Raw genomic sequence first — 25,060 nt, 5'->3', positions numbered from 1 at the left:
AATGATAAGAATAGTAAGCGCTAAATTTATAAGTTCATCGCAAGCCATAGGCGACGCACCTGATTTTGGTATGAGCGAGGTTGCTTTTTTGGGTCGTAGTAATGTAGGTAAAAGCTCTCTTATAAATGCTCTTACTAATTTCCAAGGGCTTGCAAAGAGTAGCTCAACTCCAGGCAAAACTCAGCTTATCAACTTTTTTGAAGTGATTTTCGATAATGGCGAGTCAAAAATTCCAGTTATTTTCGTGGATTTACCAGGATTTGGCTATGCAAAAGTCAGCAAAACTATGCAAAATGCTTGGCAAAGAAACTTAGATGAGTTTCTAAGAAAAAGAATAAATATAAAAACATTCGTTCATCTCATAGATTCGCGACATGCAAGCTTACAAAAAGATGAAAATTTAGGCATATATCTAAGTGAGTTCGTCCGCCCAGATCAAAAGATTTTAAATTTATACACCAAAGCTGACAAGCTCAACCAAAGCGAAAGATCAAAGGTTTTAAAAGTAGATAGTAAGGCTCTGCTTGTTTCAAGCTCTAAAAGAACTGGCGTAGACAAAGCCGTAGAAACCATATATAACAGTATTTTTGGACTATAATGATAACGTATAAAAAAGCTAAATTAAATCAAATTTGCTCCATGCAAACTCTTGTCAAAAAAGAGATTGAAAGCGGAATCATACTTCCTAGAAGCGATGATGAGATAGCTACAAATATCCGTTCATACACTCTAGCTTTTAATGGTGATGAGCTTGTGGGGTACAGTGCTTTGCATATCCACGCTCCAAATTTAGCCGAAGTTAGAAGCCTTATCATAAAAAATAGTTGCAGAGGCTTAGGAATTGGAAGTGGGCTTGTAAGAGAACTTTTAAAAGAAGCCAAATCCCTTGAAATCAAGCAGGTATTTACTCTGACTTATCAAAAGTCGTTTTTTGAAAATTTAGGTTTTGAAGAGATTTCAAAAGAAAAACTCCCAGCACAAAAAATTTGGGCTGATTGTATAAAATGCAAGCACTTTCCAGTATGCAACGAAATAGCTCTGATTTACTATCCTTAAGATTTATACTCTTTTGCTTTTTGCTTGTAGGCTATGAGATTACAACTGCGGCTACACATATTTTGCCTCCGCTTATCGGGCTGTTTTTCTCTTATTTGATTATACTCAAGCACGAGAGTGAAAAAAACATATCCAACATAGATAAAAGATGGTATCTTGTTATATTTTTCTTAATATTTGCCGAGCAAATTCACGGATTTGAGCTGTTTTCTACCGTTTTGGCATTTATTATATTTTATTATTTTATCAATGATTGGCTTAGGATAAATATGAAATGGCGACAAATGTTGCTTGTTATCTTTGTCTTTAGTGGCTATATCGGAACGTTTATAGCAAGTAATATAATTTTATATATTTTAAATCAACCAATGGATAGTATGAGTTACGAATATTTTATATACATAGCAATAGAGTCTTTGATATCTATAGCTCTTTTTAAGGAGAGAGTGCTATGAGAATGCGTATAGTGTATGCTATTTTGATATCTGTTTGGACTATTTTGCTTGTTAGGATCTATTATCTAAGTATCAAATCAAATGAATATTACGAAGAAATCGCTCAAAATAATGCGATAAAAACAGAGCTCATAGCTCCTGTTCGTGGGCAGGTTTTTGATATCAAAGGTAATCCCTTAGCTGTAAATAGGCTTGGCTTTAGCGTGTCGCTTAAACCGCATTTAAGAAAAGATGATAAAACACTAAAAGATGAGATAGAAGCTCTAGCCTCCACATTTACGGATTTAAACTCAACAAAACTTATAAAAAATTATCTCAAAAGCGACTCTCCGTATAATCAAGAATTCGTCGAAGTCGTTGAGTTTATAGACTATGACGCCATGCTTCCACACTTTGCAAAGCTTAGTTTAAGGCCAAATTTACTCATAAAACCAGCTAGCAAAAGACACTATCCTTATGATTATTTAGCAAGCCACGTTATTGGATATGTCGGCAGAGCAAACCAAAAAGATATACAAACTGATGAGCTTACGAAGCTTACTAATTACACCGGAAGAAGCGGGATTGAAAGATTTTACAATAGCGTATTGCAAGGTGCTAGTGGAGAGAGAAAGACAAAGGTAACTGCCCTAAATCAAGAGATCGAAGAGATCTATTACAAGGGTGCAACTAGTCAAAATATCAAGCTTACTTTGGATTTGGAGCTTCAAAAATTTGTCACCGAAGCCTTTGGCAAGGACGCTGGAGCTGTTGTAGTAATGAGCTTAAAAGATGGAGCCATACTTGCTGCTGGAAGCTTCCCAGAGTATAATCTAAATCCATTTGTCACAGGAATCAGCCAAAAAGAGTGGGACGAGATCATAAAAGACCTCGATAAGCCTTTTACTAATAAGCTGGTAAATGCTCTTTATCCACCAGGAAGTGTCGTCAAAATGGCTATGGGAATGGCGTTTTTTAATAGCGGCAAGATAGATCCTACTACAAAAATTATGTGTGATCCGTATTTTGAGCTTGGTGGTAGGAAATTTAGAAACTGGAAAAACTATGGCTATGAAAATATGACTATAGTCGAAGCCATAAAAGAGAGTTGTGATACATATTTTTATAGAGGTGCTTATAAGGTCGGCATAGATGATATATCTCCAGTGCTTGAAAAATTTGGCTTTGGGGTCAAGAGCGGTATAGACCTTCCAAACGAATACATAGGCGTCGTTCCTAGTAAAGAGTGGAAGAGGACAAAGACAAAAGAGCCTTGGTATCAAGGCGACACGCTAAACACATCCATAGGACAAGGAAGCTTCCTTGTCACGCCAGTCCAAGTAGCAAGAGATACGGCGATATTTGCCACAGGACTTGACGTGACACCGCATTTTTTACATAGCATTGATGAAAACGTGACAAAATGGGAAGTTAGAGATATTTTGAGCGACAAAGAAAAGGCAAATTTGGCTTACGTAAGAAAAGGTATGTATCAAACTGCAAATATATTTGGTGGAACTGGATTTAGGGCTTTAAGTTCGGCGAATATCCGTCTTGGTGCCAAAACTGGAACCGCTCAAGTAGTCGGCATCTCGCAAACTGACAAAAACAGAATTAATGAAAACGATATGAAATACTATGAACGCTCACACGCTTGGATCACTACTTATGGACCAGTAGAAGAGCCAGCATTTGTGGTGACTGCGATGGTCGAGCATGGCGGACATGGCGGTAGTGCAGCTGGACCGATCGTCGCAAAAATCTATAATAAACTAATCGAACTAGGCTATATAGATAAGAAATATTTGAAGAAAAAGTAAATTTGACTTCACAATAAACCAAAACTCAAATAAACCAACCACTTTTATAGCCAAATACGTTCGGGGAGAGAGGATTTTGCTTCGTTACACTCGCAACTGCAAGCAGACGAGGGATTTTAAGGGAGATAAGGGGAGAACTGTAACGCACTATGATAAAAAGAGTTCTTCCCTTGTCTCCCTTAAGAAAGAAAAAACTTTAAATTCACAAATTAAATTTAACAATAAATTCAAACTCTTTTTTATTTCATCAAGGGGACAAGGGGGATAGACATTTCCAAATTTATGCCATAAACTCCTGCGAGTTTATTTTTGCATAAATTTTCCCTTATCCCCTTGACAATCCCCGTCTGCTTGCAGTTGCGAGTGTAACGAAGCAAAATCTCCCTGTAAAAGCTTCAGAGTTGCTGTGCTAATCGCACAGATTAATAAATTCACTGCGTGAATTTGAAAAGCTTCGTCATTGCGAGATTTTCTTTAGAAAATCGTGACAATCTAGCGCTATAAATATCAAATTTAGATTGCTTCAGTGATAAATTCACTTCACAATAATACTTAACAACCACATTTAAGCTACTTTTCTTCCCAAAGCCCATTTTTCCTAAAACACTCTATTTCTCATACTCTCCGTACCCCCCCCCATAAACAATATAAATTTAACAAATTTATTATCTATTTTATAAGTATTTTAAGACTTTATATGATATATTTACCGATATTTTATTTTTTAAGGAGAAAAAATGCAATTCAAACATTCTTTGGTGCTATGTTCAGCACTTATGACATTGGGGGGGGGGTCTAGCCTTTTAGCCGAAGAGCCGGTAGTTCCTACATTCGAGCAGTTACAAACAGCTGCAGAGGCAGCAAAAACTGCATATAGCAACTCATCATCGTTCTACAATACAGTTAGAACCAACTTCATCGACTTACAATCAAGTTATAAAGATATACAAAATCTATCAAAAGATTTCACTACAGTTTCATCTGCCCTTACTTCAGTTACAACAGCTACTATCACTACAACTTTAGGAGATGGTGATTTTAAATTTAACGTTCCAGGTACTGAAGCTGGTACAACAACAGAAATCACTATCAAAGACGGCAGTAAAGCTGACGCAGTAAAAATAGCTCAAAAAGCTATGCAAGATATCAAAGGTTTCTTAAACAATAACGGCTCTACTGCTGTAACTAGTGATAATCTAGCAAAAGTATATGCAGTCCTAAACACAAAAATCACAGATACTACAGACAGTAGAATTGACGGTAATGACGGAACTCTTACTGTAGGACAATTAGTAGAAGCTGTATATGGCAATGTAGCACTTGCAGAAGATGCTAGCACTACTAATGAAGCAGCGACACCAGAAAACCTAGCTAAAGCACAAGCTGCTGCGAAAGATATCCTATCTGCTCTTAATAAATTCAGTGGAGCAGTAAATAATCTAAACAGCGTATTTACTGCTGCTACTAAAGGTGGTGAGTTTATCACTGATACCAATGGTTTCAAAGACACTGCTAAGATAAAAGAGCTAAAAACAGCTATAACAGAACAATGGAAAAAAGCATTTAGTTCTGACGGCTCTTCTGACAATATAACAAAAATCGACAACCTAAAAGGAACTAGCGGTCTTGAAGTCGGCACTAGCAAAACTGATATTTCTAGCAATCCAGATACTTCTATAAATCCAAGCATAACTGAAAACAATGCTATCAAAAAAGTCCTTGCACTACTTGTACAATCTTATCCTGCAGGTGCAGAAAATCCAGCACTTGGTAGCCTAGATACCACTATAACTTCAGCTGAGCAAATCGCAGCATTCAAAAAGCTAAATCTTTTGCTTGCAGAGCTTCAAACTGAGCTTACTACTATGACAATCAAAACAGCAGTCGGCACCAAATCTGAGCTAGCAAACGCTCTAGGCGATCAAGCTTATAAGGTATTTGCAAACAAACTAGATGTGACTACATTCCCTGCTAGCGTTACTACTGCAGAGCAAAAAGAAGCATATCTAAAAGCTCAATTTGCTGAGAAGATAGAAAAACCTATCAAAGAAGCTTCAAAAAGCGTATCAAATCTAACTAGTGGAGCTATGGGAACTACAGCTATCATAAACCAAGCAGCTCAAACCAACACAATGACAAGACTAGCTAAACTATCTACTCCATATTCTAAAGACTTTGCACTAGCTAGTGCTATCAAAGATATGAATGGTATGCAACTAGCAAGTGGTGATAACTCAGCACTATCAAGTGTCATTAGTGAATATACAAAAAGATTCGAGCAAGACAACTCATTATGGGCAAATGTCTTAGGAGCTAAAGGTAGCACTGATAATGGCGATCCTAAACTTTATGGATTTAGCGTAGGATATGATAGAAGCTTTGATAACTTCATACTTGGATCATACTTCACTTATGCAAAATCAAAAGTCGATACAAGCTACTTAGAAAACGAATCAGACAACTTCGAGCTTGGAATCTATAGTAGAGCATACTTCGGACAAAGCGAGCTTGATACATCTATAAGCTTTGGTATAGCTAAAAACGATATAAACAACTATAAACTAGTAGATGAATATCTAAATGGTGATTATGATTCTAAGTTTGCTAATATAGCTGCAAACTATGGTTATGTATTTAAAATGCAAGATGGATTCTTCATCAAACCATTCATCGGACTTGCATATTCATACAACAAAAACGATAGCTTTAATTTAAAAAATGATGTAATCACTCAAGAATTTGACAAAGTAGATGGTGCAGTACTAAGCGCAAATCTTGGCGTTGAGTTTAGACAATACCTAAGCGATGGCAGCTTTATGTTTGCAGCTCCTGGTATAGAGCAAGAGCTTAGCGTAAGCAAAGATGATTTAGTATCTAAATTTAATGGTGCTAGCACTTCATTTACTACAAAAGCAGATGAGAGCAAAAACACTTATGGTAAGATCATAGTAGGTGGCGAATACGCTGTAAGCAAAGATTTCTCAGCTACACTTAGTGCTGGAATCAAAGCAAATAACGATGATAGATATGTAAATGGAAGCTTAGGACTTAAATACAAATTCTAATCTATTCGTTTTTCTCTTTCTATTTGGCTCAAGGCTTTTGCCTTGGGCTAATTGTTTATTTTTAAATAATCTTAAAATAAATTCATAATAAAATAGGTTACAATTGCAAAGCGAATTTAGCTTCACAATGACGGTTAAAAAGCAAATTTAATTTTTTATCTTTGTGGCACGGTATAAAAAGCTAAATATCTCAGCGACTGCTTTGTATAGATTTGGTGGGATTTCTTGGTTGATATCGACCTTGCTTAGGATCTCTACTAGGTCGGAGTCTTCTTTGATCGGAATGTCGTATTTGGCAGCTTGATTGATGATCTTTTGAGCGATTTCGCCTTTGCCACTGGCTAAGACTTTTGGAGCATTATCTCGCTTTTTGTTGTATCCTAGAGCGACTGCTTTTTTGATTTTTGCCATTTTACGCCTTTACGCTAAAGCCAAGATCAAATGACTTCTCATCGCTGTATGGTTCAGACTTTGTCTTTTGGATGAGTGAAAAGCTACTGATGATGAGCCCAAGATCCGTGATAGATGTCTTTAGCTCTTTACTTGAGTTTAAGATGATGTCTTTAAACTCGTTTGTTTGGGTGGCGATTGAGATATCGATGTATTTGGACTGCGAGAGCCCAAGTATGACGCTGATTGAGCCAAATTTGATGAAATTAAGCTCCAGTCTTGCGTAGAATTTGTTTTTTTTACCTTGTTTAAAAGCCAGCGAGCTACTATCTAAGCCGTCCCAAGTATAAGGCAGATATGTCTGGAGCGAGTTTTGGGCGTAGCTGATGAGCTGGTGCATTTCGATTTGGTTTAGAAGTCTGCTTGTTGTTTGGTTGATGCTTGCTTGATTTGGGTTCGTGCTGGCTTGATCTTTGAGCTTTAAAAGTGTGGCTTTTAGGTCGTTTTCTATGCTTTTCATAGTTGCGCTCTCATCGGTTTTTGCTATATTTGGTATGTCGTTTGCAGCCCTTGTAGTGGCTTTTAGAAGGTGTTTGATTTCGGCTAAATTTAGCTTGGCGTCGCTTGTGTTTTTGTCAAAAAAGTTGATGATATTTGAGAGCTTTTTGGCTGCTAGGGTTAGCTTATCTTGGAGATTTGAGCTATTTATGTCGGTGCTTATGCTTTTGATAAACTCAGCCGTTTGGGCTTGGCTTATGGCTACCTGCGTAGATTTTTCAAGTAGGCTTTGCAAGTTTTGCTTGGTTTGGAGAGCTTGGTTTTGCCCAGATAGTGGCTCTTTTAGGTTGGCGATTTGGGTTTTTATCTCGCTAAGCAAGCTCACGAGATCGTTTTTGATCGCTTTTACAGCTTTTAAATTTGGAAGCTCGAAGTTTGTATTTGATAGCTTGTTTTGGGTGGCTTGGAGTAGGTTTTCTATGGTTTTGATGACCGTTTGGATCTGCTTTGGTAAAAGCTCTTTTTGCGTGGTTTGGCTGATTTTGGTTGGCTGATTTTGGTTTAAGCTTTGAGCTTGATTTGTAGTTAAATTTGGAGCTTTTGGCTGGGATTTTTGGGCGTCTAAATTTGCCATTTTGTCTAAAAATTTAACCGCATTTTCAAATTTATTTTGCAGGTTTGATAAGTCTTTGAAATTTGAGTTATTTATGATGTCGTTGTTTAGTTTTTTGGCGTTTGTTAGGATTTGCTTTAGCTCACTAAAACTCTTTGCGGTGTCACCACTCTCATCACTGGCTAGGGCGATGAAGCTTTTGGCAAGCTCTTTGCTTGAGACGTTTTTCATCAGGCTCAAAAGCTCTTTTATGCTTGAGGGTAGTGTTTGAGGCTCAAGACTGCTAGCGATTTTAGCTTCAAGCATTATGCCTGAGCTTTGTATGGTTTTTGCGATATTTGTATTTTTGATCTGCTCAATTGGCTTTAGAAACTCTTCAAGCTTGGCAGTGAGTTTGGCTAAGCTTGGCTCGTTTTTTAGCGTGGCGACAAGCTCGTTTAAATCTTTAGTCAAATTTGGAGCTATTTGTGCGTTTTTGGCTTGGTTTAGGATTTGCGGCTTGTAGCCTATCTGGTCGTTTGCTGATTTTAAGGCGTCAAGGAGCTTGTTTGTAAGACTACTTAACTTGATGTCTAAATCACTGGTTTCTACGCTTGGTAGATTTTGCGTTTTAAATATACTTTTGGGGCTATCTTTGGTGGTTTTGTCATCTTTTGGCTGGAGTGGGGTTTGGTTTTGGTTAGTTATTATCATGTTTTAACTCATCAAACAAAACGCTGTGTCCGCTGTGTCTCTCAAAGGCGACTTCAAGCTCTTTTGGCGCTGTTCTTTGAAACACGGCAAATACCATAAGCAAGAGCAAAACGCAAGCATAAAAGTATATAAACCCAAATTCGCCAAATAAATTTATAAGCAAACCAATGATGAGTGGTGATAAAAACGAGCCGACTAAATAGCTAAAAAGCAACGCCCTGCCGACCTCCACGCACATACTTTTGTCTTTTAAAATATCATTTGCTCTAGCTAAGGATAGTGCGTAAAGCACGAATATACCAACACCTAAGAAAAATACTATAACGTATTGGAGATAAATTCCAGGCTTAATTACTATAAATAAAATAGCGGCGCAAAATGCTATGAATGAAGCTAAGATAATGGCTGCTTTTCTGCCAAATTTGTCTGATAAAACTCCAAAAAACATATGCGAAATAAATCCGCCGCACATAGCGCAAACTATGAATATACCAGCTTCAAAAGCGCCAAATCCTTGTCCTAAAACAAAAAGCGTAGACATAGTAAAAAAGCCATTGATACAAAGCCCAGCAATTATGCTTGTAACTAATGCTAGTGGGGCAATATCGTAAATTTTAGGGAAGCTGATGTTGGCTTTTTGTGGGATTTTTGGTGCTTTGATGTTGATTAAATTTAGTGGAATTAAACCAAGTATAATGAAAAATGTTCCGACTAAAAATACTGTCGAAGTATCTAAATTTAGGCTCATAATAAGAGAGCCAAGACCAAATGATAGATAAAAAACTATCTCATAAAATGATAAGATTCTTGAGCGGATTGAGTTCCTGATTTTGGCATTTAGCCAGCTTTCTATCACCATAACTATACTGTAATAACAAAATCCAAGCATAAATCTAAGCACTGCCCAAAGGATTAAATTTGAGCTTAAATCATGAAGCAAGGCAGATATCGCAAATACGGCGCTAAATATGGCATAAGCCCTGACGTGGCCGACTTTTGAGATGAGTTTGTGAGAGATGAGAGTGCAAACTAATGCACCGATAAAAAAGCAAGAAGTAACCACGCCTATCATGGCCTCACTTGCGTTTAGATTTTTTAGAAGAAGTCCAGCAGAGCTCACTACAAGACCATTTGCGACAAATATAAATGACATCCCAAAAAATAGTGCGCTAAGCGAGACTATTACTCTTCTAATTCCTATCACGCGTGAAAACTCCTGCTAAAAATACGCCAAGAGGCATAACAACAAGACCGCCCAAGAATGAAAACGGCTCAAATAAATCTCTTCTTAAAAGCATGAAAAACGCCACAATAAGCGTGATGTAAGCCACTAATCTAAATGGCTTAAATGCTCCTATGAAATCCATTTTGTTAAATTTCGTCTTTTTGCGAAGTTTCTTTAGATCTTGCTTTAAATCTTGCTGCTCGCTTGGCTCATCAGCGTCCCAGTCATCTTCAAAAAACGCCTTTTCTTGGTCACTTAGCTGATAATTAACCGATTTGGTATCAACTCTGCTTTTATACCCAAGATAACTAGCAAAAAGTATAAGCATGGAGCATATCATCGCCACTTGTGAATTTAGCAGATAAATATCACCAAAGTACCCAGCCACAGCGATAAGCACGAGATCAATCGCCACATAAAACAAAATGAGATTTTTAAATTTCATCATCATCGTCTTTGGTTTTTAGTGGTTTTTGGTCTTTGAACTCTTCATAGCTTTTGACTTGCGATTTATAGGCTTTATATACGTTGTTAAACGTTGCTGCTACGCCTATAAATATGCCAACTCCAAGTCCCCAGTTTGAGCCAGTTAGGCTCTTAAGCCCATATCCGATACCAAAGCCAATGGCAACTGCCACAACCATAGAAATACCAAGACTTAGGTTATCGGCGGCTTTGATTGTGGTGTTTATTTTCTTTGCTCTTGAACTTTTTTCTTCACTCATAGTGCTTTGAAACTCTCTTTTATGGCGTTTGCTGTAAGCTCAAGACTGTTTTGGCTAAGAGTGGTGCAGACAAATCCAGTTTCAAACTGACTTGGAGCAAGATAAATGCCACGTTTTAGCATTTCGCCATGGAAACGAGCAAACATTTTTGTATCGCTTTTTAGTGCGTCTGCGTAGTTGCTCACTGGATTTTCATTGAAAAAATATCCCCACATTGAGCCACGCATATCTACTTGAAGTGGGATTCCAGCCCCGTCCGCGCTAGTTTTTAGAATGTCGATGATAAATTTAGCCTTTTTGCTAAGCTCATCATATAAATTTAGGGTAGAGTAAATTTTGTTTAGCGATGCAAGACCTGCAGCCATTGCCACTGGATTTCCGCTTAAAGTGCCTGCTTGATAAACGCCACCAAGTGGGCTAATAAGCTTCATTATTTCAGCCTTACCAGCGTAAGCAGCGCATGGCATTCCGCCGCCTATCACCTTGCCAAATGTCACGATGTCAGCCTCAATACCATTAAACTCATAGCTACCAGTTGAACTAGCTCTAAAGCCACTCATAACTTCATCAAAGATCAAAACGGCGCCAAATTTATCACAAAGCTTTCTAAGTCCGTCTAAAAACTCTTGTTTAGCTGGAACTAAGCCCATATTTCCAGCGATTGGCTCGACTATGATGACACCTATATCGCCACTTTTGAAGCACTCTTCGACACTATTTAAATCATTATAAATAGCAAGATGAGTATTTTTGACTATATCTTCAGGTACGCCAAGACTGCTAGAATATCCAAAAGTTGTAGCCCCACTACCAGCTTTTACTAGCAAGCTATCGCTGTGTCCGTGGTAGCAGCCTTCAAATTTAATAATGCCGTTTTTGCCGCTATATCCACGACCAAGACGGATAGCGCTCATTGTAGCTTCTGTGCCACTACTTACAAAGCGGATTTGTGAAAGCCAAGGGAATTTTGATAAAACAAGCTTAGCAAGCTTAGTTTCAAGCAGACAAGGAGCTCCAAAGCTTAAACCCTTTTTTGCTGCACTAATAACTGCATTTTCTATATCCTTGTCACAATGTCCAAAGATAAGTGGTCCCCAGCTAAGAACGTAATCAATGTATTTGTTGCCTTCGATGTCGTATAAAAACTCAGCCTCGCCATGCTCTATGATAACTGGATCACTTCCCACGCTACCAAATGCGCGTACTGGCGAATCCACACCACCTGGAATATAATTTTGTGCTTCTAAAAAAGCTTGTTTATTTGTCATTTTTTGTCCTTATTAAAAGTTTGTATGTATCCATAAAGGCTTGCTATTTCATTATCTGTGAGAAAATAGCTTGGCATTATGCCGCGTGATTCTTTCAAAGATGATTTAAATTTGCTAAACTCAAGGTTATTTATGCGTGGAGCTATGAGCGATTTTTTGATATATTTTTTATTTTTTTTATCATAGTCTTTGTAATCGACTATATTTTTGCCCTCGCCCTTATCGCCATGGCATTTGTTACACCCAATACCACGTGGATTTTGGTATAGCATTTTGGCGTATTCAAATTTAGTTATGAAGTCCTCAGCTACCAAAAAAGTGCAAGATAGTAAAAAAATATATAAAAATTTCATTTATCACTTACCTGAATTTAATTCAAATTTGGATATGATACAACTTTTGTAATAAAAAAAGCATAAAAGGATAAACTTTGCAGATAATAGACGGAAAAAACGTAAGTCAAAAAGTAAAAGATAGAGTTAAAAACGAAACAATAGAGCTGAAAAACAGAGGTATTACTCCGACTTTGGCAGTGATTTTAGTAGGTCTTGATAAAGCTAGCCAAACATACGTCGCAAGCAAAGAAAAAGCTTGTCTTGCTTGTGAAATGGGCTCAGTTATGCACCGTCTTAGCGAGCAAACTTCTGAGGCTGAGCTTTTGGCTTTGATAGACGTGCTAAACGCTGATGATAGCATTGATGGTATTTTAGTCCAACTTCCACTTCCAAAACACATAGACACAAACAAAGTTCTTGAAGCAATAGATCCAAGCAAAGACGTGGATGGATTTCACGCTATAAATGTAGGTAAGCTTTCAAGTGGGCTTGATGGATTTGTGCCTTGTACGCCACTTGGAATAATGGAACTTTTAAAAGATTATGATGTAAATTTGAGCGGAATAGACGCAGTCGTGATAGGAAGAAGTAATATAGTCGGCAAACCTATGGCAAATTTACTTATAAATGCAGGAGCTACAGTCACAGTGGCTCACTCAAAAACCAAAAATCTAGCCGAAGTAGTAAGAAGAGCTAAGCTTGTAGTAGTCGCTGTTGGCAAACCATATTTTTTAACTTCTGATATGGTAAGCGACGGTGCTATCGTGATCGATGTAGGTATCAACCGCCTTGATAATGGCAAGCTTGTTGGGGATTGCGATTACGACGCTGTTGCTCCAAAATGCTCTCTCATCACTCCAGTACCTGGTGGCGTGGGTCCGATGACAATCGCAATGCTACTAAATAATACTCTAAAATCAGCAAAAAGTAGAAAGTGCAAATAATGAGAAAATTTTTTGCCAAGCTTTATGATTTTTCTAGTAGCTGGACGGGAACTGTTGTCATAGTTTTGCTTTTTATATTTTTCATAGCTCAAGCCTTTGTCATACCAAGTGGCTCTATGAAAAATACGCTTCTTATAGGAGATCATCTTTTTGTTAAGAAGTTTGCTTATGGTATCGCTACGCCACATATCCCGTGGGTAGAAATCCCTGTTTGGTTTGATAGTGATGATGACGGACATTTGGTGCAAGGTGATCGCCCAAAACGTGGTGATATAGTCGTATTTCGCTATCCAAATGACCCAAAAATTTACTATGTCAAAAGAAACTTTGCTGTTGGTGGCGATGAAGTGATTTTTGCTCCAAAAACAATGTATCTAAGACCACACGAGGGCGATGAGTTTATCGAAAAAAATTATGATAAAAATGATATTGTGGTTTTAAATGGCAAAAAATTTGTCCGCGAGCCGTATAAATTTAAAGGTATCCACTATGAAAACCGTGGCGACAAAGACAATTTTGTAGGGCAAAATGCAGATACATTTACAATCGCACTATATTATATGCAACAAAATAAATTTGCTATGAGTCCAGCTAAAATAGATGAGCTTGAAAGCATTGATGGACTTCCTTTTAATGCGTTTTATTTCAAGGTAAAAGATGATAGCTTTTTTATGGTTGGAGATAACCGCGAAAATAGTAATGATAGTAGATTTTGGGGAAGTGTCGAGTATAAATTTGTAGTCGGACAGCCTTGGTTTGTATATTTTAGCTGGGATAAGGACTACAAAATCCGCTGGGAGAGAATAGGCAGACTAGCGACAACTTTAGAAAATGACGAGTCGCTCATATATGAGCAACCCTAAACTAAGTAAATTTAGTAATTAAACTTAAACTTCATTATGATATAATGGAGTGAATTTAGTAAAAAGAGACTTAAAATGGATGTTAAAAAAGTTGTTATAGCAAGCGATCATGCTGGATTTGAGGCAAAAGAATTTGCTAAAGAGTGCTTGGTTAAGCTTGGTTTTGAGATTGAAGATTTAGGAACAAACTCAAAAGATGTGAGCGTGGACTATCCTGATTTTGCAAATATATTATCTAATAAAATATCTGAAAAAAATGGGATTTACGGCGTGCTAATATGTGGAACTGGCATAGGCATAAGCGTGGCAGCAAATAGACACGCAAACGTGCGTTGTGCCTTGTGTCACGATGTCACCACTGCTAGGCTAAGCCGCGAACACAATGACGCAAATGTGCTTTGCTTTGGGGCTAGGATAGTTGGCAGGGCTACAATTGAAGATATGATAAATATCTTTTTTGCTACGCCATTTGCTGGTGGAAGACATCAAAATAGGATAGATAAATTAGGAAGTTGCTATGTTAGCTGATTGGGTTATTTATACTGCTTTAATATGCTTTAGTATCTACGCTGTTGTTATGGTATTTTACTATAAAACTCTACTTAAAAAAGAGATTTCTATGCGTGATTTTATGAAAAATAATCTCGATGATACAGAAATCGTCATAAGAAAACTGCAAGTTCAACTCCAAAGATCTCTTGGAAATATCGATATTTTAACAGATGAATTAAACAAAATCAAAGCAGATGTAACAAGCCTAAGAACAAGAAACTCACAATACAGAATCGAAAATGACAAGCTTAGACAACGCATAAAAGAGCTTGAAGGCAAAATCGAAGCATTACTATAAAAGGAAATTTATGAATAAATTATCAAATGATGAAAAAAAATATCTTTTAAGCACTATTAGGGATGTGCAAAACTTCCCAAAACCAGGCATTCTTTTTAAAGATATCACAACGCTTTTAGGCGATAAAGACGCATTTAAATTTCTACTTGATCACCTTGAAAATAGATACAAAAACGCAAATTTAGATTATATAGTAGGCATAGAAAGTAGGGGATTTATACTAGGAGCGCCACTTGCTGATAGGCTAAATATCGCTTTTGTTCCTATCAGAAAACCACACAAACTTCCATATATGACAATATCGCAAAAATACAGCTTGGAGTATGGTTTTGATGAGATTGAGATGCATGTAGATGCGTTTGAGAAGGTTCAAAATCCAAATGTCTTGCTTGTAGATGACCTTATCGCCACTGGTGGGACGGCAAAAGCAGCTTGCGAGCTTATACGTGAAGTCGGTGCGAATTTAAAAGAAGCTTGCTTTTTACTAAATTTAGTTGATTTAAATGGAACAAAAGAACTTGAAAAGTATTGTCCAATTTACAGTATTTTAGAGGTTTAAAATGGAAGAAACATTAAAAACTCTACTTTTTGAGTATAAAGATTGGGCGTATTTGGTTATTTTTGTTTGGTGTATTATGGAGGGCGAAATCGCTCTTATACTTGCAGGAATTTTAGCCCACGAAGGCCATGTAAATTTAGCTATGATAGTTTTTGTAGCTGGTATTGGTGGATTTGTCGGGGATCAAATTTACTTTTTTATAGGAAGATACAATAAAAAATATATCCAAAGAAAACTAACCAAACAAAGGCGGAAATTTGCCGTAGCCCACTTGCTACTCAAAAAATATGGTTGGCCAATTATCTTCGTGCAACGCTATATGTATGGATTTAGGACAGTTATCCCTATGAGTATTGGTATCACAAGATATAGCGCGAAAAAATTTGCCTTTATAAATTTAATAAGCGCTTGGATGTGGGCTGGTATCACAATACTTTTAGCTTGGTATTTTGGGCAGACTATTTGGAATGCGATTCACTGGGCTGAGAAGCATTGGTATTTGGCTATTCCTATAATTGTTATATTTTTGTGCGGATTGCTTTTTGGCTTTAAACAACTAGAAAAAAATATATTAAACGAAAGGAAAAAAAGACATGAACTTCACAATAATTGAAAAATCATTAAATGAAATAAATGCTGATTATGAGCTTATTTTTGTCGTGAATAAAGATTTAAATCATAAATTTATAAAAGATAGCAAGGAATTTGAGTTTTATAATTTCAAAGGCGAGGGCGTTTTAAACTTGCCAAGCTTGAGGCGTGTTTATGTAGGTATCAAAAACACTGAGCCTGAGAGCATTCGCCAAGGCGTGGCAAAGGCATTTAACGCTATAAAAGAGCTAAATGTAAAAAGCATAAAAATGGCAAGCTATGTTGATAGCTGCTACAAGATGTCTTTTGAAGCCATAGCTGAGGGATTTGTGCTTAGTGCTTATAAATTTGACAGATACAAAAGCGAGAAAAAAAGCTTAAATTTGGCAGAAATTTTGATAAGCACAGATGAGTTTGGCGGTAAAGAAATCAAGCTTTATGAGGCAAATTTGGGCTTAAATCATGGAAAAATAATCGCAAATGCTACAAATTTTGCCAAAGACATAGTAAATGAAATCCCAGAAATCTACACTCCTATAAAAATGGAAGAAGATGCTAAAAAACTAACTTTAGAGTATGTAAATTTGGAGTGCAAAATCCACGATGAAAACTACCTAAAAGCTCAAAATATGAACGCATTTTTAGCAGTAAATAGAGCTAGCGCTCATCCGCCACGCCTAATTCATCTAAAATACACTCCAAAAAATGAGAGCCTTAAAAAGATCGTTTTTGTGGGCAAAGGTCTTACTTATGATAGCGGTGGTTTGAGCCTAAAACCGAGCGACTATATGCTAACTATGAAAAGTGACAAAAGCGGCGCAGCAGCTGCTATGGGTATAATCAAAGCAGCGTGCGAGCTTGAGCTTCCTTTTGAGATACATGCAGTTCTTGGTGCGACTGAAAATATGATAGGTGGCGACGCTTATAAACCTGATGATGTACTTATCACTAGAAGTGGTGTGAGCGTAGAGGTGAGAAACACAGACGCTGAGGGTAGACTTGTGCTAGCTGATTGCCTAGACTGGGCTCAAAGTGAGCTAAATCCAGACTTGCTAATAGATATGGCGACTTTGACTGGAGCTTGCGTGGTTGGTCTTGGCGAGTATACAACTGGAGTTATGGGAAACAGTTATGAACTTCAAAGCGAGTTTAAAAACTTCACTAAAAGAAGTGGCGAAAATCTGACTATTTTGGAGTTTAACGACCATTTAAGAGAGCTAGTCAAATCAAATATCGCAGACATTAGCAACACAGCTTCAAGCAGATACGGCGGAGCTATCACGGCTGGAATATTCCTTGATAAATTTATCAAAGATGAGTATAAAGATAAGTGGCTTCATTTAGATATCGCAGGCCCTGCATACACAGAAAAAGCATGGGGATACAACCAAATAGGCGCGACTGGAGCTGGGGTTAGGGCGAATTTGTATTATTTAAATAAATTAGCAAGAAATTATGAAAAGGGTAATAAATAATGGGTTTAGCAGTAGGTATAGTAGGACTTCCAAACGTCGGCAAATCAACGACTTTCAATGCTTTGACAAAGGCTAGCAACGCTGAGGCTGCGAATTATCCATTTTGCACGATTGAGCCAAACAAAGCCATCGTGCCAGTTCCAGATAAAAGACTAAATGAGCTTGCTAAAATAGTAAATCCAAACAAAATTCAGTATTCTACCATCGAGTTTGTCGATATCGCAGGACTTGTAAAAGGTGCTAGTAAGGGCGAAGGACTTGGCAATAAATTTCTCTCAAACATCAGAGAAACTGAGGTCATACTGCACATGGTTCGCTGCTTTGATGACTCAAATGTCACTCACGTAGAAAACAGCGTCGATCCTATAAGAGATATTGAGATAATAGAAACTGAGCTGATACTAGCTGATATTGAGCAATTAAACAAAAAAATAGAAAGACTTCTTAAAGAGGCAAAAGCTGGAGCAAAAGGCTCAAAAGAGAGCTTGGAGTACGCAAATGCACTTCTTGAACATCTAAATAACGGCAATAGCGCAAGTAGTTTTAGAGGGGCTGATAGCGAAGCTTTTATAAATTTAAATAAAGAACTAAGATTGCTTTCTGCAAAAGAAGTCATATATGGCGCAAATGTCGATGAAGACAACATCGCAATAGACAACGAATATGTGCAAAAAGTAAGAGAGTATGCTAAAAAATCAAATCACGAAGTAATAAAACTTTGTGCTAAGATAGAAGAAGAGCTTATCGGAATGAGCGATGAAGAAGCTGCTGAGATGCTAGAGAGTCTTGGAGCTAAAGAAAGCGGACTTGAGTGTATCATAAGAACGGCTTTTGCAAAGTTAAATTTGATAAGTTATTTCACAGCTGGAGTCGTGGAGGTTAGGGCTTGGACTATAGTAAAAGGCTGGAAAGCTCCAAAAGCTGCTAGTGTGATACATAATGACTTTGAAAGAGGATTCATCAGGGCTGAGGTGATCGGCTATGATGATTACGTGGCTTGTGGCGGCGAAAGCAAAGCCAAAGAAGCTGGCAAGATGAGACTTGAGGGCAAAGATTATATCGTAAATGATGGCGATGTAATGCATTTTAGATTCAACGTTTGATTTAAATTTACTTAGGAAATGCGATGAAAATAGTATTGAGAAGTTTATTTGTATTGTTTATTGGTCTTGCCTTTGTGGCTTGTGATAGTGCAAAAGACAGTAATCAACTCTCTACTATTGAATCTATAAAAATCAAAGACAGGCTAGTTATCGGAGTAAAGGACAATGTGCCGTCTTTTGGTTATTTAAACAAAGAAACTGGAAAGATAGACGGCTTTGAAATAGATATAGCAAAGCTTTTAACTAAAGCTATTTTGGGCGATGAAACCAAGCTCGTCACAATCCCAGTAAGTGATAGAACGCGTGGAAGAATGCTAGATACCAAAAGAGTCGATGCTATCATCGCTACATTTAGCGCAACAAAGCTTAGAGAGTATATTTATACCTTTAGTTCGCCATATTATCAAAACCAGATAGGTTGTTTAGTCAAAAAAGATCCAAGCATAACTTCTATAGAAGACTTGAATAATAAAATCATAGGTGTATCTGGTGGCTCGACATCTAAAAAAGCTATAGATGATTTATCACTTGATCTAAATATGACATTTGATATCAAAACATATCAAGATTATGGCTGGATAAAAGCTGAGTTGATATCTGGAAATATAGATGCATTTTGCATAGATAGAGCAGTGCTTCTTGGGTATGTTGATGAGCATACACATATTTTGGATTATGGTTTTTCTTTAGAAAATTACGGTATAGCAACTAGAAAAGATGACCCAGAATTTGCTGAGTTTATAGATGAATTTGTAAAGACACATAAATCTGATATTCAAAATTTGATTAATAAATGGAATATTAAATAAAGCATTCTAAATTTACGGTCTTATGTTGTTTATAAACTTACAGTAATCTGATTTTTTGAATAATAAAAATTAAATAGATGCTAAATTTAATAATATCTTAATTCCTTACTCTACTGTTAGCTTATTTTTTATTTTTTAGCTCAAATTTGATTATTTGGATTATTAATATGTTAAATATAAAATTTGAACTTTATATTTAACATATTAATAACAGATATCAAAATATTGTAAATTTAGTAAAATTATCATGGAAGCAAGTGCCATGAAATATAGCTATATGCTACACACAATAATATTCATAAATTTATTTTATGGATTAAAAAATTAATAATATTTAAAATTAAAAAATTATATGTTATGAGTTAGTCAGATTTTAAGTTGCAAAACGATAAAAATTAAATATAATTTTCTTGCGAGATTTTGCAATATGCAAGAAAGGTGTAACAAATGGATAGACGAGAATTTATTAAAAGTTCAGCTGCCGCTGCTGCTTGTTCAGCTGCTGGAATAGCTGCTCCTAGTTCATTGGGTGCTGCAGAAGCCGATAACGGTTGGCGTTGGGATAAAGCAGCTTGTAGGTTCTGCGGAACTGGCTGTGGTGTCATGATTGCTACAAAAGATGGAAAAATAGTTGCCGTAAAAGGTGATCCACTAGCTCCGGTAAATAGAGGACTTAACTGTATTAAAGGTTACTTTAATGCTAAAATCATGTATGGTGAAGACCGTATAACAAAACCTCTTTTAAGAGTTAATGCAAACGGCGAATTTGACAAAAAAGGCAAATTCCAAGAAGTTAGTTGGCAAAGAGCTTTTGATGAGATGGAAAAACAATTCCGCAATACTTACAAAGAGCTTGGACCTACCGGTATAGGTATGTTTGGTAGCGGTCAATACACAATCCCTGAGGGTTTTGCTATATCTAAACTTATGAAAGCTGGATTTAGAAGCCACAACATAGACCCAAATGCACGTCACTGTATGGCAAGTGCTGTTGTTGGTTTTATGCAAACATTTGGTATAGATGAGCCTGCTGGTTGTTATGATGATATTGAGCTTACTGATACTATAGTAGCTTGGGGAGCAAATATGTCAGAGATGCACCCTATCCTTTGGTCAAGAGTGAGCGATAGAAAGCTAAGAGATCCTGAGAAAGTAAAAGTTGTAAACCTATCAACTTATTCAACAAGAACTTCAAATATTGCTGATATAGAAATCATCTTTACTCCACATACCGACCTTGCTATATGGAACTACATAGCTAGAGAGATTGTTTACAATCATCCTGAAGCTATAGATGAGAAATTTGTAAAAGATAACTGTGTATTTACAACTGGTCCAGTTGATATCGGTTATGGTATGAGAACAAACATCAACCACCCTAAATACAGACCAAGCGAGCTAGATACTGCAGCAAAAGAAAAATCAACAGTTCTTAGCAAAAACGAAGGCGTAACTCTAGCTTATTTAGGTATGAAAGCTGGTGATACACTAGAAAACAAAAATAGTGGCAGTGCAGATAAACACTGGATAATCGGATTTGAAGATTTCAAAAAAGCTTTAGCTCCTTATACTCTAGACTTTGTTGCCGAACTTGCAAAAGGCGATCCAAACGAAGATTTGGAACAATTCAAGAAAAAATTAAAAGCATTAGCTGACCTTTATATAGAAAAAAATCGTAAAGTAGTGAGCTTCTGGACAATGGGTATGAACCAACACACAAGAGGTGTTTGGGTAAATGAACAAAGTTATATGGTTCACTTCTTACTTGGTAAACAAGCAAAACCAGGTAGTGGCGCATTCTCACTAACAGGACAACCAAGTGCTTGTGGTACAGCTAGAGAGGTAGGTACATTCTCTCACAGACTTCCAGCAGATATGGTTGTAGCAAATCCAAAACACAGAGAAATAAGTGAAAAAATTTGGGGTGTTCCAGCTAAAACTATCAACCCTAAACCAGGTGCTCCATATATGAAAATCATGAGAGACCTTGAAGACGGTAAGATTAAATTTATTTGGGTTCACGTAAATAACCCATGGCACAACTCAGCAAATGCTAATCACTGGATAGCAGCTGCTAGAGAGATGAATAACTTTATTGTAGTAAGTGATCCATATCCTGGAATCTCTGCTAAAGTCGCTGACTTGATACTTCCAACTGCAATGATATATGAAAAATGGGGTGCTTATGGTAATGCCGAAAGAAGAACTCAACACTGGAGACAACAAGTACTACCAGTAGGCGAGGCTATGAGTGATACATGGCAATATTTGGAATTTGCAAAACGCTTTAAAGTCAAAGATTTCTGGGGCGAAGTAAAAGTAGATGCAAAACTTACATTGCCAAATGTTCTTGATGAAGCAGCAAAAATGGGTATATCTCCTGAAGATACACTATTTGATGTTTTATTTGCAAATAAAAAAGCTAAGAAATTTGCCGCACAAGATCCTATTATGGAAAACTATGACAATACTGAGGTATTTGGCGATAGCAGAAAAGTTGTCGGATCAGATGGTAAAGTATTTGAAGGTTATGGCTTCTTTATTCAAAAATATCTATGGGAAGAGTATCGTGAGTTTGGTACAGGTCATGGACATGATTTGGCTGACTTTGATACATACCATAAAGTTCGTGGTCTTAGATGGCCAGTTGTTGATGGTAAAGAGACTCTTTGGAGATTCAATACCAAATACGACGTATATGCTAAAAAAGCAAATCCAGATGGTGAGTTTGCATTCTACGGAAATAAAGCAGGTGCACTTCTAAGTGGTGACTTGTTTAAAGCAACTTCAAAAGAAAAAGAAGCGCTAAAAAGTAGAGCAAAAATCTTCTTCCGTCCATACATGGATCCACCAGAAATGCCAAGCAAAGAGTATCCACTATGGTTATGTACAGGCCGTGTTCTAGAGCACTGGCATAGTGGTACTATGACTATGCGTGTTCCTGAGCTTTACCGTGCTGTTCCTGAAGCGCTATGCTATATGAACGAAATCGATGGCAATAAATTTGGTGTCAAACAAAACGATATCGTATGGGTAGAGAGTCGTCGTGGAAAAGTAAAAGCAAGAGTAGACTTCCGTGGTAGAAATAAACCAGCTGAAGGTTTGATCTATGTTCCATGGTTTGATGAGAACGTATTTATAAATAAGGTCTGTTTGGATGCGACAGATCCGATATCAAAACAAACTGACTTTAAAAAATGCGCAGTTAAGATTTATAAGGCTTAATTATGCAAAGACGCGAAGCGATAAAACAAGGTTTTAGTCTAGTTGGCTTGCTAGCAGCTGGAGGATTTGCTTATGGCGAATTCGCCTCTGCTTCGCCTGTTCTTAAACTACGCCCACCAGGCGCAATGGACGAGGATAAATTTTTATCTTTATGTATTCGTTGTGGTATCTGCGTGGATGCGTGTCCATTTCACACACTTAAACTAGCACAGTTTAGAGATGGTGGAATTGGTATGGGAACACCGTTTTTCAAACCAAGAGAGATACCTTGTTATATGTGTACTGATATACCTTGCGCTGTTAAATGTCCTACTGGGGCTTTAGACGCTAGCTCTATGATGAGCGATAGCAAACTTGATATAAACAAGTCAAGAATGGGTATGGCAGTCGTAGATGATAAGACTTGTATAGCGTATTTTGGTCTTAGATGTGATGCTTGTTATAGAAATTGTCCTTTGATCGATAAGGCCTTGAAGCTAGAGTATAAACACAATGAAAGAACAGGAAAACACGCATTCTTACTTCCAATAGTAGATACTGATGTATGTACTGGATGTGGAAAATGCGAACAATCTTGTATAACTAAAAAGGCGTCTATCACTGTAGTTCCAAGAGAGGTGATAAAAGGCGAGATGAATGACAATTATATAAAAGGTTGGGATGAAGGTGATTTTGATAGAATCAAAAACCCTGACACCAAGATCAAGCTAAATAGCAAAAAAAGTCTTAACTATCTAAACGATGGAGATGAACTATGAAAATTACTATTTTAAGAAGATTAGTTCAATTTGGTATATTGGCACTTTTTATCGCTGGAAATATTTATGGGGTTAAAATTTTACAAGGAAGTTTAAGTAGCTCAACGCTACTAAACACAATCAACCTAAGCGATCCGTTTGCTGTATTGCAACTATTTTTAGCTAGTTTTAGTGTATCTTCTGTTGCAATAACTGGAGCTTTTATAGTGCTTATTTTTTATGCACTTATTGCTCCTAGAGCGTTTTGTGGATGGGTTTGTCCTGTAAATATACTCACAGATTGCGGAGCTTTTTTGAGAACAAAATTAAAAATAGGCAAAAATATCTTAAATTTAAGTCCAAATTTGAGATATTATCTGCTTGTTTTAAGCCTAATATTTAGCGCTATCTTTGGTATAGCAGCATTTGAGAGCGTTAGTTTTGTAGGTGGATTTACAAGAGGGGTTGTTTATCTTGGTAGTAGTGCTATTAGCATAGCTGTGATAATCATAGCTATAGAGACATTTGTAGGCAAAAGACTTATCTGTGCTCACATCTGTCCGCTTGGTGCATTTTATGCTATCGTGAGTAAATTTAGTCTCATTCGTGTCAAATACAACTACGATAAATGTAGCAAATGCTTTAAATGTAAGGTAGTTTGTCCAGAAGAAAAAGTTTTAGATATAGTTGGAACAAAAAGTGGAATCATCAGTAGCGAATGCATAAGCTGCGGTAAATGCGTAGAAGTTTGCAATGATGATGCCATTAATTTTAGCATATTGAAATTAGGAGTTAATAAATGAAAAATATTGTGCTTTGCTTATCAGCTGCACTGTTACTTGTCGCTTGCGGTTCTAGCAAACAAGTTACCGATACAGAAATAGGACTAAGGACAGTTGATATAGTTGATGAAAACAGTGTCAAGAATCCAGAGATAAAATGGCTTGGAGATGTTCCAGGAACAAATAAGAGATTTGATAGAAGCTTCGAGAATGCTCCACCACTTATCCCACATAGCCTAGAAGGACTTATTCCTATCACAGCTGAGAGCAATATGTGTGTTACTTGCCATATGCCTGAAGTTGCAAAAGATGCAGGAACTTTACCAGTTCCAAAAAGTCACTTAACAGACCTTAGAACTGGTAAAGATTTAGGTGGTCAGCTTAGCGAGTCTAGATTTAACTGTACTCAATGTCACGTTGCTCAAGCAGATGTTAAACCTCTTAAGAAAAATAATTTCAAAGCTGACTTTAGATATAAAGATAGCAATGAGAGTTCAAACTTGCTTGATGTATTAAATCAAGGTATATAATGCCTGACCTTTCCAAAAGAGCTTTATTTGGAAAAATACTTGGGGCAAATGAAAAGCCCCAAGACATAATGCCACCATATTTTGGTGGTAAATTTGATTGTTTAGAGTGTGACTTGCTTTGTATTAAGGCTTGTCATAGAGATGTTTTGATATACGAAGAAGGTAGGGTTAAATTTGACACTTCCAAGCTTGGGTGTGATTTTTGCAAAGAGTGTGCAAATGTCTGTCCAAATGGTGTTTTAAGCTTAGAAAATCCTGCTATTATAAATGCAAAAACCTTTATAAATGTAAATTCGTGTCTTGCGTGGAATGACGTAATTTGCTATAATTGTTACGATGTGTGTAAATTTAAAGCAATTGAGTATTTTGGTGTGTTTCGTCCAGTAATCAACCAAAAGTGCGTTAATTGTGGTGAGTGTCTAAGCTCTTGTTTTAAGAGTGCTATTTTGATGAGCGTAAAAAAGGATTAG

26 protein-coding genes are annotated in these 25,060 nt (G+C 36.9%); 19 read left to right on the top strand and 7 right to left on the bottom strand.

From position 1 onward, the window contains the following. Position 1: 1 nt before the first annotated feature. From yihA to CIG1485E_RS06125, 5 genes are all read left to right on the top strand, one after another. The gene (gene yihA, locus CIG1485E_RS06145; RefSeq protein ID WP_038454665.1) at positions 2-598 is read left to right on the top strand and encodes a ribosome biogenesis GTP-binding protein YihA/YsxC; all 597 of its coding nucleotides are present in this window, start codon (positions 2-4) and stop codon (positions 596-598) included. After that, positions 598-1,056 (top strand): N-acetyltransferase, encoded by a 459-nt coding sequence (locus CIG1485E_RS06140; RefSeq protein ID WP_038454663.1) that lies wholly within the window; start codon positions 598-600, stop codon positions 1,054-1,056. Before yihA ends, CIG1485E_RS06140 begins: the two co-directional genes overlap by 1 nt. Next, positions 1,023-1,511: a hypothetical protein gene (locus CIG1485E_RS06135; protein ID WP_038454661.1), complete on the top strand. Its 489-nt coding sequence runs from the start codon at positions 1,023-1,025 to the stop codon at positions 1,509-1,511. Before CIG1485E_RS06140 ends, CIG1485E_RS06135 begins: the two co-directional genes overlap by 34 nt. Then, positions 1,508-3,310, top strand: coding sequence for a penicillin-binding protein 2 (gene mrdA, locus CIG1485E_RS06130; RefSeq protein WP_038454660.1), 1,803 nt, complete (start codon positions 1,508-1,510; stop codon positions 3,308-3,310). Before CIG1485E_RS06135 ends, mrdA begins: the two co-directional genes overlap by 4 nt. 737 nt (positions 3,311-4,047) lie before the next feature. Beyond that, positions 4,048-6,375 (top strand): autotransporter family protein, encoded by a 2,328-nt coding sequence (locus CIG1485E_RS06125; RefSeq protein ID WP_038454658.1) that lies wholly within the window; start codon positions 4,048-4,050, stop codon positions 6,373-6,375. Between the two features lie 147 nt (positions 6,376-6,522). Here CIG1485E_RS06125 and CIG1485E_RS06120 read toward each other — a convergent pair whose 3' ends face one another. From CIG1485E_RS06120 to CIG1485E_RS06090, 7 genes are read right to left on the bottom strand one after another with little or no spacing between them, the layout of a single operon-like run. Then, a complete protein-coding gene (locus tag CIG1485E_RS06120) occupies positions 6,523-6,786 on the bottom strand; it encodes a FlhB-like flagellar biosynthesis protein (protein WP_038454656.1) in 264 nt (87 codons plus the stop codon). Position 6,787: 1 nt separating this feature from the next. Then, on the bottom strand, positions 6,788-8,569 hold the full coding sequence (locus CIG1485E_RS09215; protein ID WP_051870944.1) for a flagellar hook-length control protein FliK: 1,782 nt from the start codon (positions 8,567-8,569) through the stop codon (positions 6,788-6,790). Beyond that, the gene (locus CIG1485E_RS06110; protein ID WP_038455657.1) at positions 8,556-9,770 is read right to left on the bottom strand and encodes an MFS transporter; all 1,215 of its coding nucleotides are present in this window, start codon (positions 9,768-9,770) and stop codon (positions 8,556-8,558) included. The genes CIG1485E_RS09215 and CIG1485E_RS06110 overlap by 14 nt, the downstream gene beginning before the upstream one ends. Next, positions 9,760-10,242, bottom strand: coding sequence for a hypothetical protein (locus tag CIG1485E_RS06105; RefSeq protein WP_038454654.1), 483 nt, complete (start codon positions 10,240-10,242; stop codon positions 9,760-9,762). Before CIG1485E_RS06105 ends, CIG1485E_RS06110 begins: the two co-directional genes overlap by 11 nt. Beyond that, entirely contained in the window at positions 10,229-10,519 is a 291-nt protein-coding gene (locus tag CIG1485E_RS06100; protein WP_038454652.1) for an AtpZ/AtpI family protein, read from the bottom strand. The genes CIG1485E_RS06105 and CIG1485E_RS06100 overlap by 14 nt, the downstream gene beginning before the upstream one ends. Beyond that, entirely contained in the window at positions 10,516-11,787 is a 1,272-nt protein-coding gene (gene hemL, locus CIG1485E_RS06095; protein ID WP_038454650.1) for a glutamate-1-semialdehyde 2,1-aminomutase, read from the bottom strand. Before hemL ends, CIG1485E_RS06100 begins: the two co-directional genes overlap by 4 nt. After that, positions 11,784-12,140 carry a c-type cytochrome gene (locus CIG1485E_RS06090; protein ID WP_038454648.1) on the bottom strand — a complete coding sequence of 119 codons (357 nt, stop codon included), beginning with the start codon at positions 12,138-12,140 and terminating at the stop codon, positions 11,784-11,786. Before CIG1485E_RS06090 ends, hemL begins: the two co-directional genes overlap by 4 nt. A 77-nt stretch (positions 12,141-12,217) precedes the next feature. Between CIG1485E_RS06090 and folD the strand changes: the two genes are divergently transcribed. The 14 genes from folD (at position 12,218) to CIG1485E_RS06020 (ending at position 25,060) form a co-directional block, all read left to right on the top strand. Beyond that, the gene (gene folD / locus CIG1485E_RS06085; RefSeq protein ID WP_038454646.1) at positions 12,218-13,066 is read left to right on the top strand and encodes a bifunctional methylenetetrahydrofolate dehydrogenase/methenyltetrahydrofolate cyclohydrolase FolD; all 849 of its coding nucleotides are present in this window, start codon (positions 12,218-12,220) and stop codon (positions 13,064-13,066) included. Next, complete coding sequence (lepB, locus tag CIG1485E_RS06080; RefSeq protein ID WP_038454644.1) at positions 13,066-13,929, top strand: signal peptidase I; 864 nt, start codon at positions 13,066-13,068, stop codon at positions 13,927-13,929. Before folD ends, lepB begins: the two co-directional genes overlap by 1 nt. Before the next feature lie 75 nt (positions 13,930-14,004). Next, positions 14,005-14,457 carry a ribose 5-phosphate isomerase B gene (gene rpiB / locus CIG1485E_RS06075; protein WP_038454643.1) on the top strand — a complete coding sequence of 151 codons (453 nt, stop codon included), beginning with the start codon at positions 14,005-14,007 and terminating at the stop codon, positions 14,455-14,457. Next, positions 14,447-14,779, top strand: coding sequence for a membrane protein (locus tag CIG1485E_RS06070; protein ID WP_038454640.1), 333 nt, complete (start codon positions 14,447-14,449; stop codon positions 14,777-14,779). The genes rpiB and CIG1485E_RS06070 overlap by 11 nt, the downstream gene beginning before the upstream one ends. A gap of 10 nt (positions 14,780-14,789) precedes the next feature. Next, positions 14,790-15,338: an adenine phosphoribosyltransferase gene (locus CIG1485E_RS06065; protein ID WP_038454637.1), complete on the top strand. Its 549-nt coding sequence runs from the start codon at positions 14,790-14,792 to the stop codon at positions 15,336-15,338. A 1-nt stretch (position 15,339) separates the two neighbouring features. Further along, positions 15,340-15,951, top strand: coding sequence for a DedA family protein (locus CIG1485E_RS06060; RefSeq protein ID WP_038454635.1), 612 nt, complete (start codon positions 15,340-15,342; stop codon positions 15,949-15,951). Beyond that, a complete protein-coding gene (locus CIG1485E_RS06055) occupies positions 15,932-17,404 on the top strand; it encodes a leucyl aminopeptidase (protein ID WP_038454633.1) in 1,473 nt (490 codons plus the stop codon). Before CIG1485E_RS06060 ends, CIG1485E_RS06055 begins: the two co-directional genes overlap by 20 nt. After that, positions 17,404-18,507, top strand: a complete 1,104-nt coding sequence (gene ychF, locus CIG1485E_RS06050; protein ID WP_038454631.1) for a redox-regulated ATPase YchF — start codon at positions 17,404-17,406, stop codon at positions 18,505-18,507. The genes CIG1485E_RS06055 and ychF overlap by 1 nt, the downstream gene beginning before the upstream one ends. A gap of 23 nt (positions 18,508-18,530) precedes the next feature. Continuing rightward, on the top strand, positions 18,531-19,316 hold the full coding sequence (locus CIG1485E_RS06045; protein WP_038454629.1) for a transporter substrate-binding domain-containing protein: 786 nt from the start codon (positions 18,531-18,533) through the stop codon (positions 19,314-19,316). A gap of 447 nt (positions 19,317-19,763) precedes the next feature. Beyond that, entirely contained in the window at positions 19,764-22,541 is a 2,778-nt protein-coding gene (gene napA, locus CIG1485E_RS06040; protein WP_038454628.1) for a nitrate reductase catalytic subunit NapA, read from the top strand. Positions 22,542-22,543: 2 nt separating this feature from the next. After that, positions 22,544-23,299: a ferredoxin-type protein NapG gene (napG, locus tag CIG1485E_RS06035; RefSeq protein WP_038454627.1), complete on the top strand. Its 756-nt coding sequence runs from the start codon at positions 22,544-22,546 to the stop codon at positions 23,297-23,299. Continuing rightward, positions 23,296-24,081 carry a quinol dehydrogenase ferredoxin subunit NapH gene (napH, locus tag CIG1485E_RS06030; RefSeq protein ID WP_038454626.1) on the top strand — a complete coding sequence of 262 codons (786 nt, stop codon included), beginning with the start codon at positions 23,296-23,298 and terminating at the stop codon, positions 24,079-24,081. Before napG ends, napH begins: the two co-directional genes overlap by 4 nt. Further along, positions 24,078-24,590 carry a nitrate reductase cytochrome c-type subunit gene (locus CIG1485E_RS06025; protein ID WP_038454625.1) on the top strand — a complete coding sequence of 171 codons (513 nt, stop codon included), beginning with the start codon at positions 24,078-24,080 and terminating at the stop codon, positions 24,588-24,590. Before napH ends, CIG1485E_RS06025 begins: the two co-directional genes overlap by 4 nt. Next, complete coding sequence (locus CIG1485E_RS06020) at positions 24,590-25,060, top strand: 4Fe-4S dicluster domain-containing protein (RefSeq protein WP_038454624.1); 471 nt, start codon at positions 24,590-24,592, stop codon at positions 25,058-25,060. Before CIG1485E_RS06025 ends, CIG1485E_RS06020 begins: the two co-directional genes overlap by 1 nt.

This window comes from Campylobacter iguaniorum, from assembly GCF_000736415.1.
GTDB lineage: Bacteria > Campylobacterota > Campylobacteria > Campylobacterales > Campylobacteraceae > Campylobacter > Campylobacter iguaniorum.
Note: the sequence above shows the minus strand (reverse complement) of the source record. Positions and strands in the feature narration are given on the sequence as shown.

Excerpts from the sequence above, each read along its gene's own strand:
- yihA (WP_038454665.1), top strand. The coding sequence starts at position 2 with ATGATAAGAATAGTAAGCGCTAAATTTATAAGTTCATCGCAAGCCATA.
- CIG1485E_RS06140 (WP_038454663.1), top strand. The coding sequence starts at position 598 with ATGATAACGTATAAAAAAGCTAAATTAAATCAAATTTGCTCCATGCAA.
- CIG1485E_RS06135 (WP_038454661.1), top strand. The coding sequence starts at position 1,023 with ATGCAACGAAATAGCTCTGATTTACTATCCTTAAGATTTATACTCTTT.
- mrdA (WP_038454660.1), top strand. The coding sequence starts at position 1,508 with ATGAGAATGCGTATAGTGTATGCTATTTTGATATCTGTTTGGACTATT.
- CIG1485E_RS06125 (WP_038454658.1), top strand. The coding sequence starts at position 4,048 with ATGCAATTCAAACATTCTTTGGTGCTATGTTCAGCACTTATGACATTG.
- CIG1485E_RS06120 (WP_038454656.1), bottom strand. The coding sequence starts at position 6,786 with ATGGCAAAAATCAAAAAAGCAGTCGCTCTAGGATACAACAAAAAGCGA.
- CIG1485E_RS09215 (WP_051870944.1), bottom strand. The coding sequence starts at position 8,569 with ATGATAATAACTAACCAAAACCAAACCCCACTCCAGCCAAAAGATGAC.
- CIG1485E_RS06105 (WP_038454654.1), bottom strand. The coding sequence starts at position 10,242 with ATGATGAAATTTAAAAATCTCATTTTGTTTTATGTGGCGATTGATCTC.
- CIG1485E_RS06100 (WP_038454652.1), bottom strand. The coding sequence starts at position 10,519 with ATGAGTGAAGAAAAAAGTTCAAGAGCAAAGAAAATAAACACCACAATC.
- hemL (WP_038454650.1), bottom strand. The coding sequence starts at position 11,787 with ATGACAAATAAACAAGCTTTTTTAGAAGCACAAAATTATATTCCAGGT.
- CIG1485E_RS06090 (WP_038454648.1), bottom strand. The coding sequence starts at position 12,140 with ATGAAATTTTTATATATTTTTTTACTATCTTGCACTTTTTTGGTAGCT.
- lepB (WP_038454644.1), top strand. The coding sequence starts at position 13,066 with ATGAGAAAATTTTTTGCCAAGCTTTATGATTTTTCTAGTAGCTGGACG.
- rpiB (WP_038454643.1), top strand. The coding sequence starts at position 14,005 with ATGGATGTTAAAAAAGTTGTTATAGCAAGCGATCATGCTGGATTTGAG.
- CIG1485E_RS06070 (WP_038454640.1), top strand. The coding sequence starts at position 14,447 with ATGTTAGCTGATTGGGTTATTTATACTGCTTTAATATGCTTTAGTATC.
- CIG1485E_RS06065 (WP_038454637.1), top strand. The coding sequence starts at position 14,790 with ATGAATAAATTATCAAATGATGAAAAAAAATATCTTTTAAGCACTATT.
- CIG1485E_RS06060 (WP_038454635.1), top strand. The coding sequence starts at position 15,340 with ATGGAAGAAACATTAAAAACTCTACTTTTTGAGTATAAAGATTGGGCG.
- CIG1485E_RS06055 (WP_038454633.1), top strand. The coding sequence starts at position 15,932 with ATGAACTTCACAATAATTGAAAAATCATTAAATGAAATAAATGCTGAT.
- ychF (WP_038454631.1), top strand. The coding sequence starts at position 17,404 with ATGGGTTTAGCAGTAGGTATAGTAGGACTTCCAAACGTCGGCAAATCA.
- CIG1485E_RS06045 (WP_038454629.1), top strand. The coding sequence starts at position 18,531 with ATGAAAATAGTATTGAGAAGTTTATTTGTATTGTTTATTGGTCTTGCC.
- napA (WP_038454628.1), top strand. The coding sequence starts at position 19,764 with ATGGATAGACGAGAATTTATTAAAAGTTCAGCTGCCGCTGCTGCTTGT.
- napG (WP_038454627.1), top strand. The coding sequence starts at position 22,544 with ATGCAAAGACGCGAAGCGATAAAACAAGGTTTTAGTCTAGTTGGCTTG.
- napH (WP_038454626.1), top strand. The coding sequence starts at position 23,296 with ATGAAAATTACTATTTTAAGAAGATTAGTTCAATTTGGTATATTGGCA.
- CIG1485E_RS06025 (WP_038454625.1), top strand. The coding sequence starts at position 24,078 with ATGAAAAATATTGTGCTTTGCTTATCAGCTGCACTGTTACTTGTCGCT.
- CIG1485E_RS06020 (WP_038454624.1), top strand. The coding sequence starts at position 24,590 with ATGCCTGACCTTTCCAAAAGAGCTTTATTTGGAAAAATACTTGGGGCA.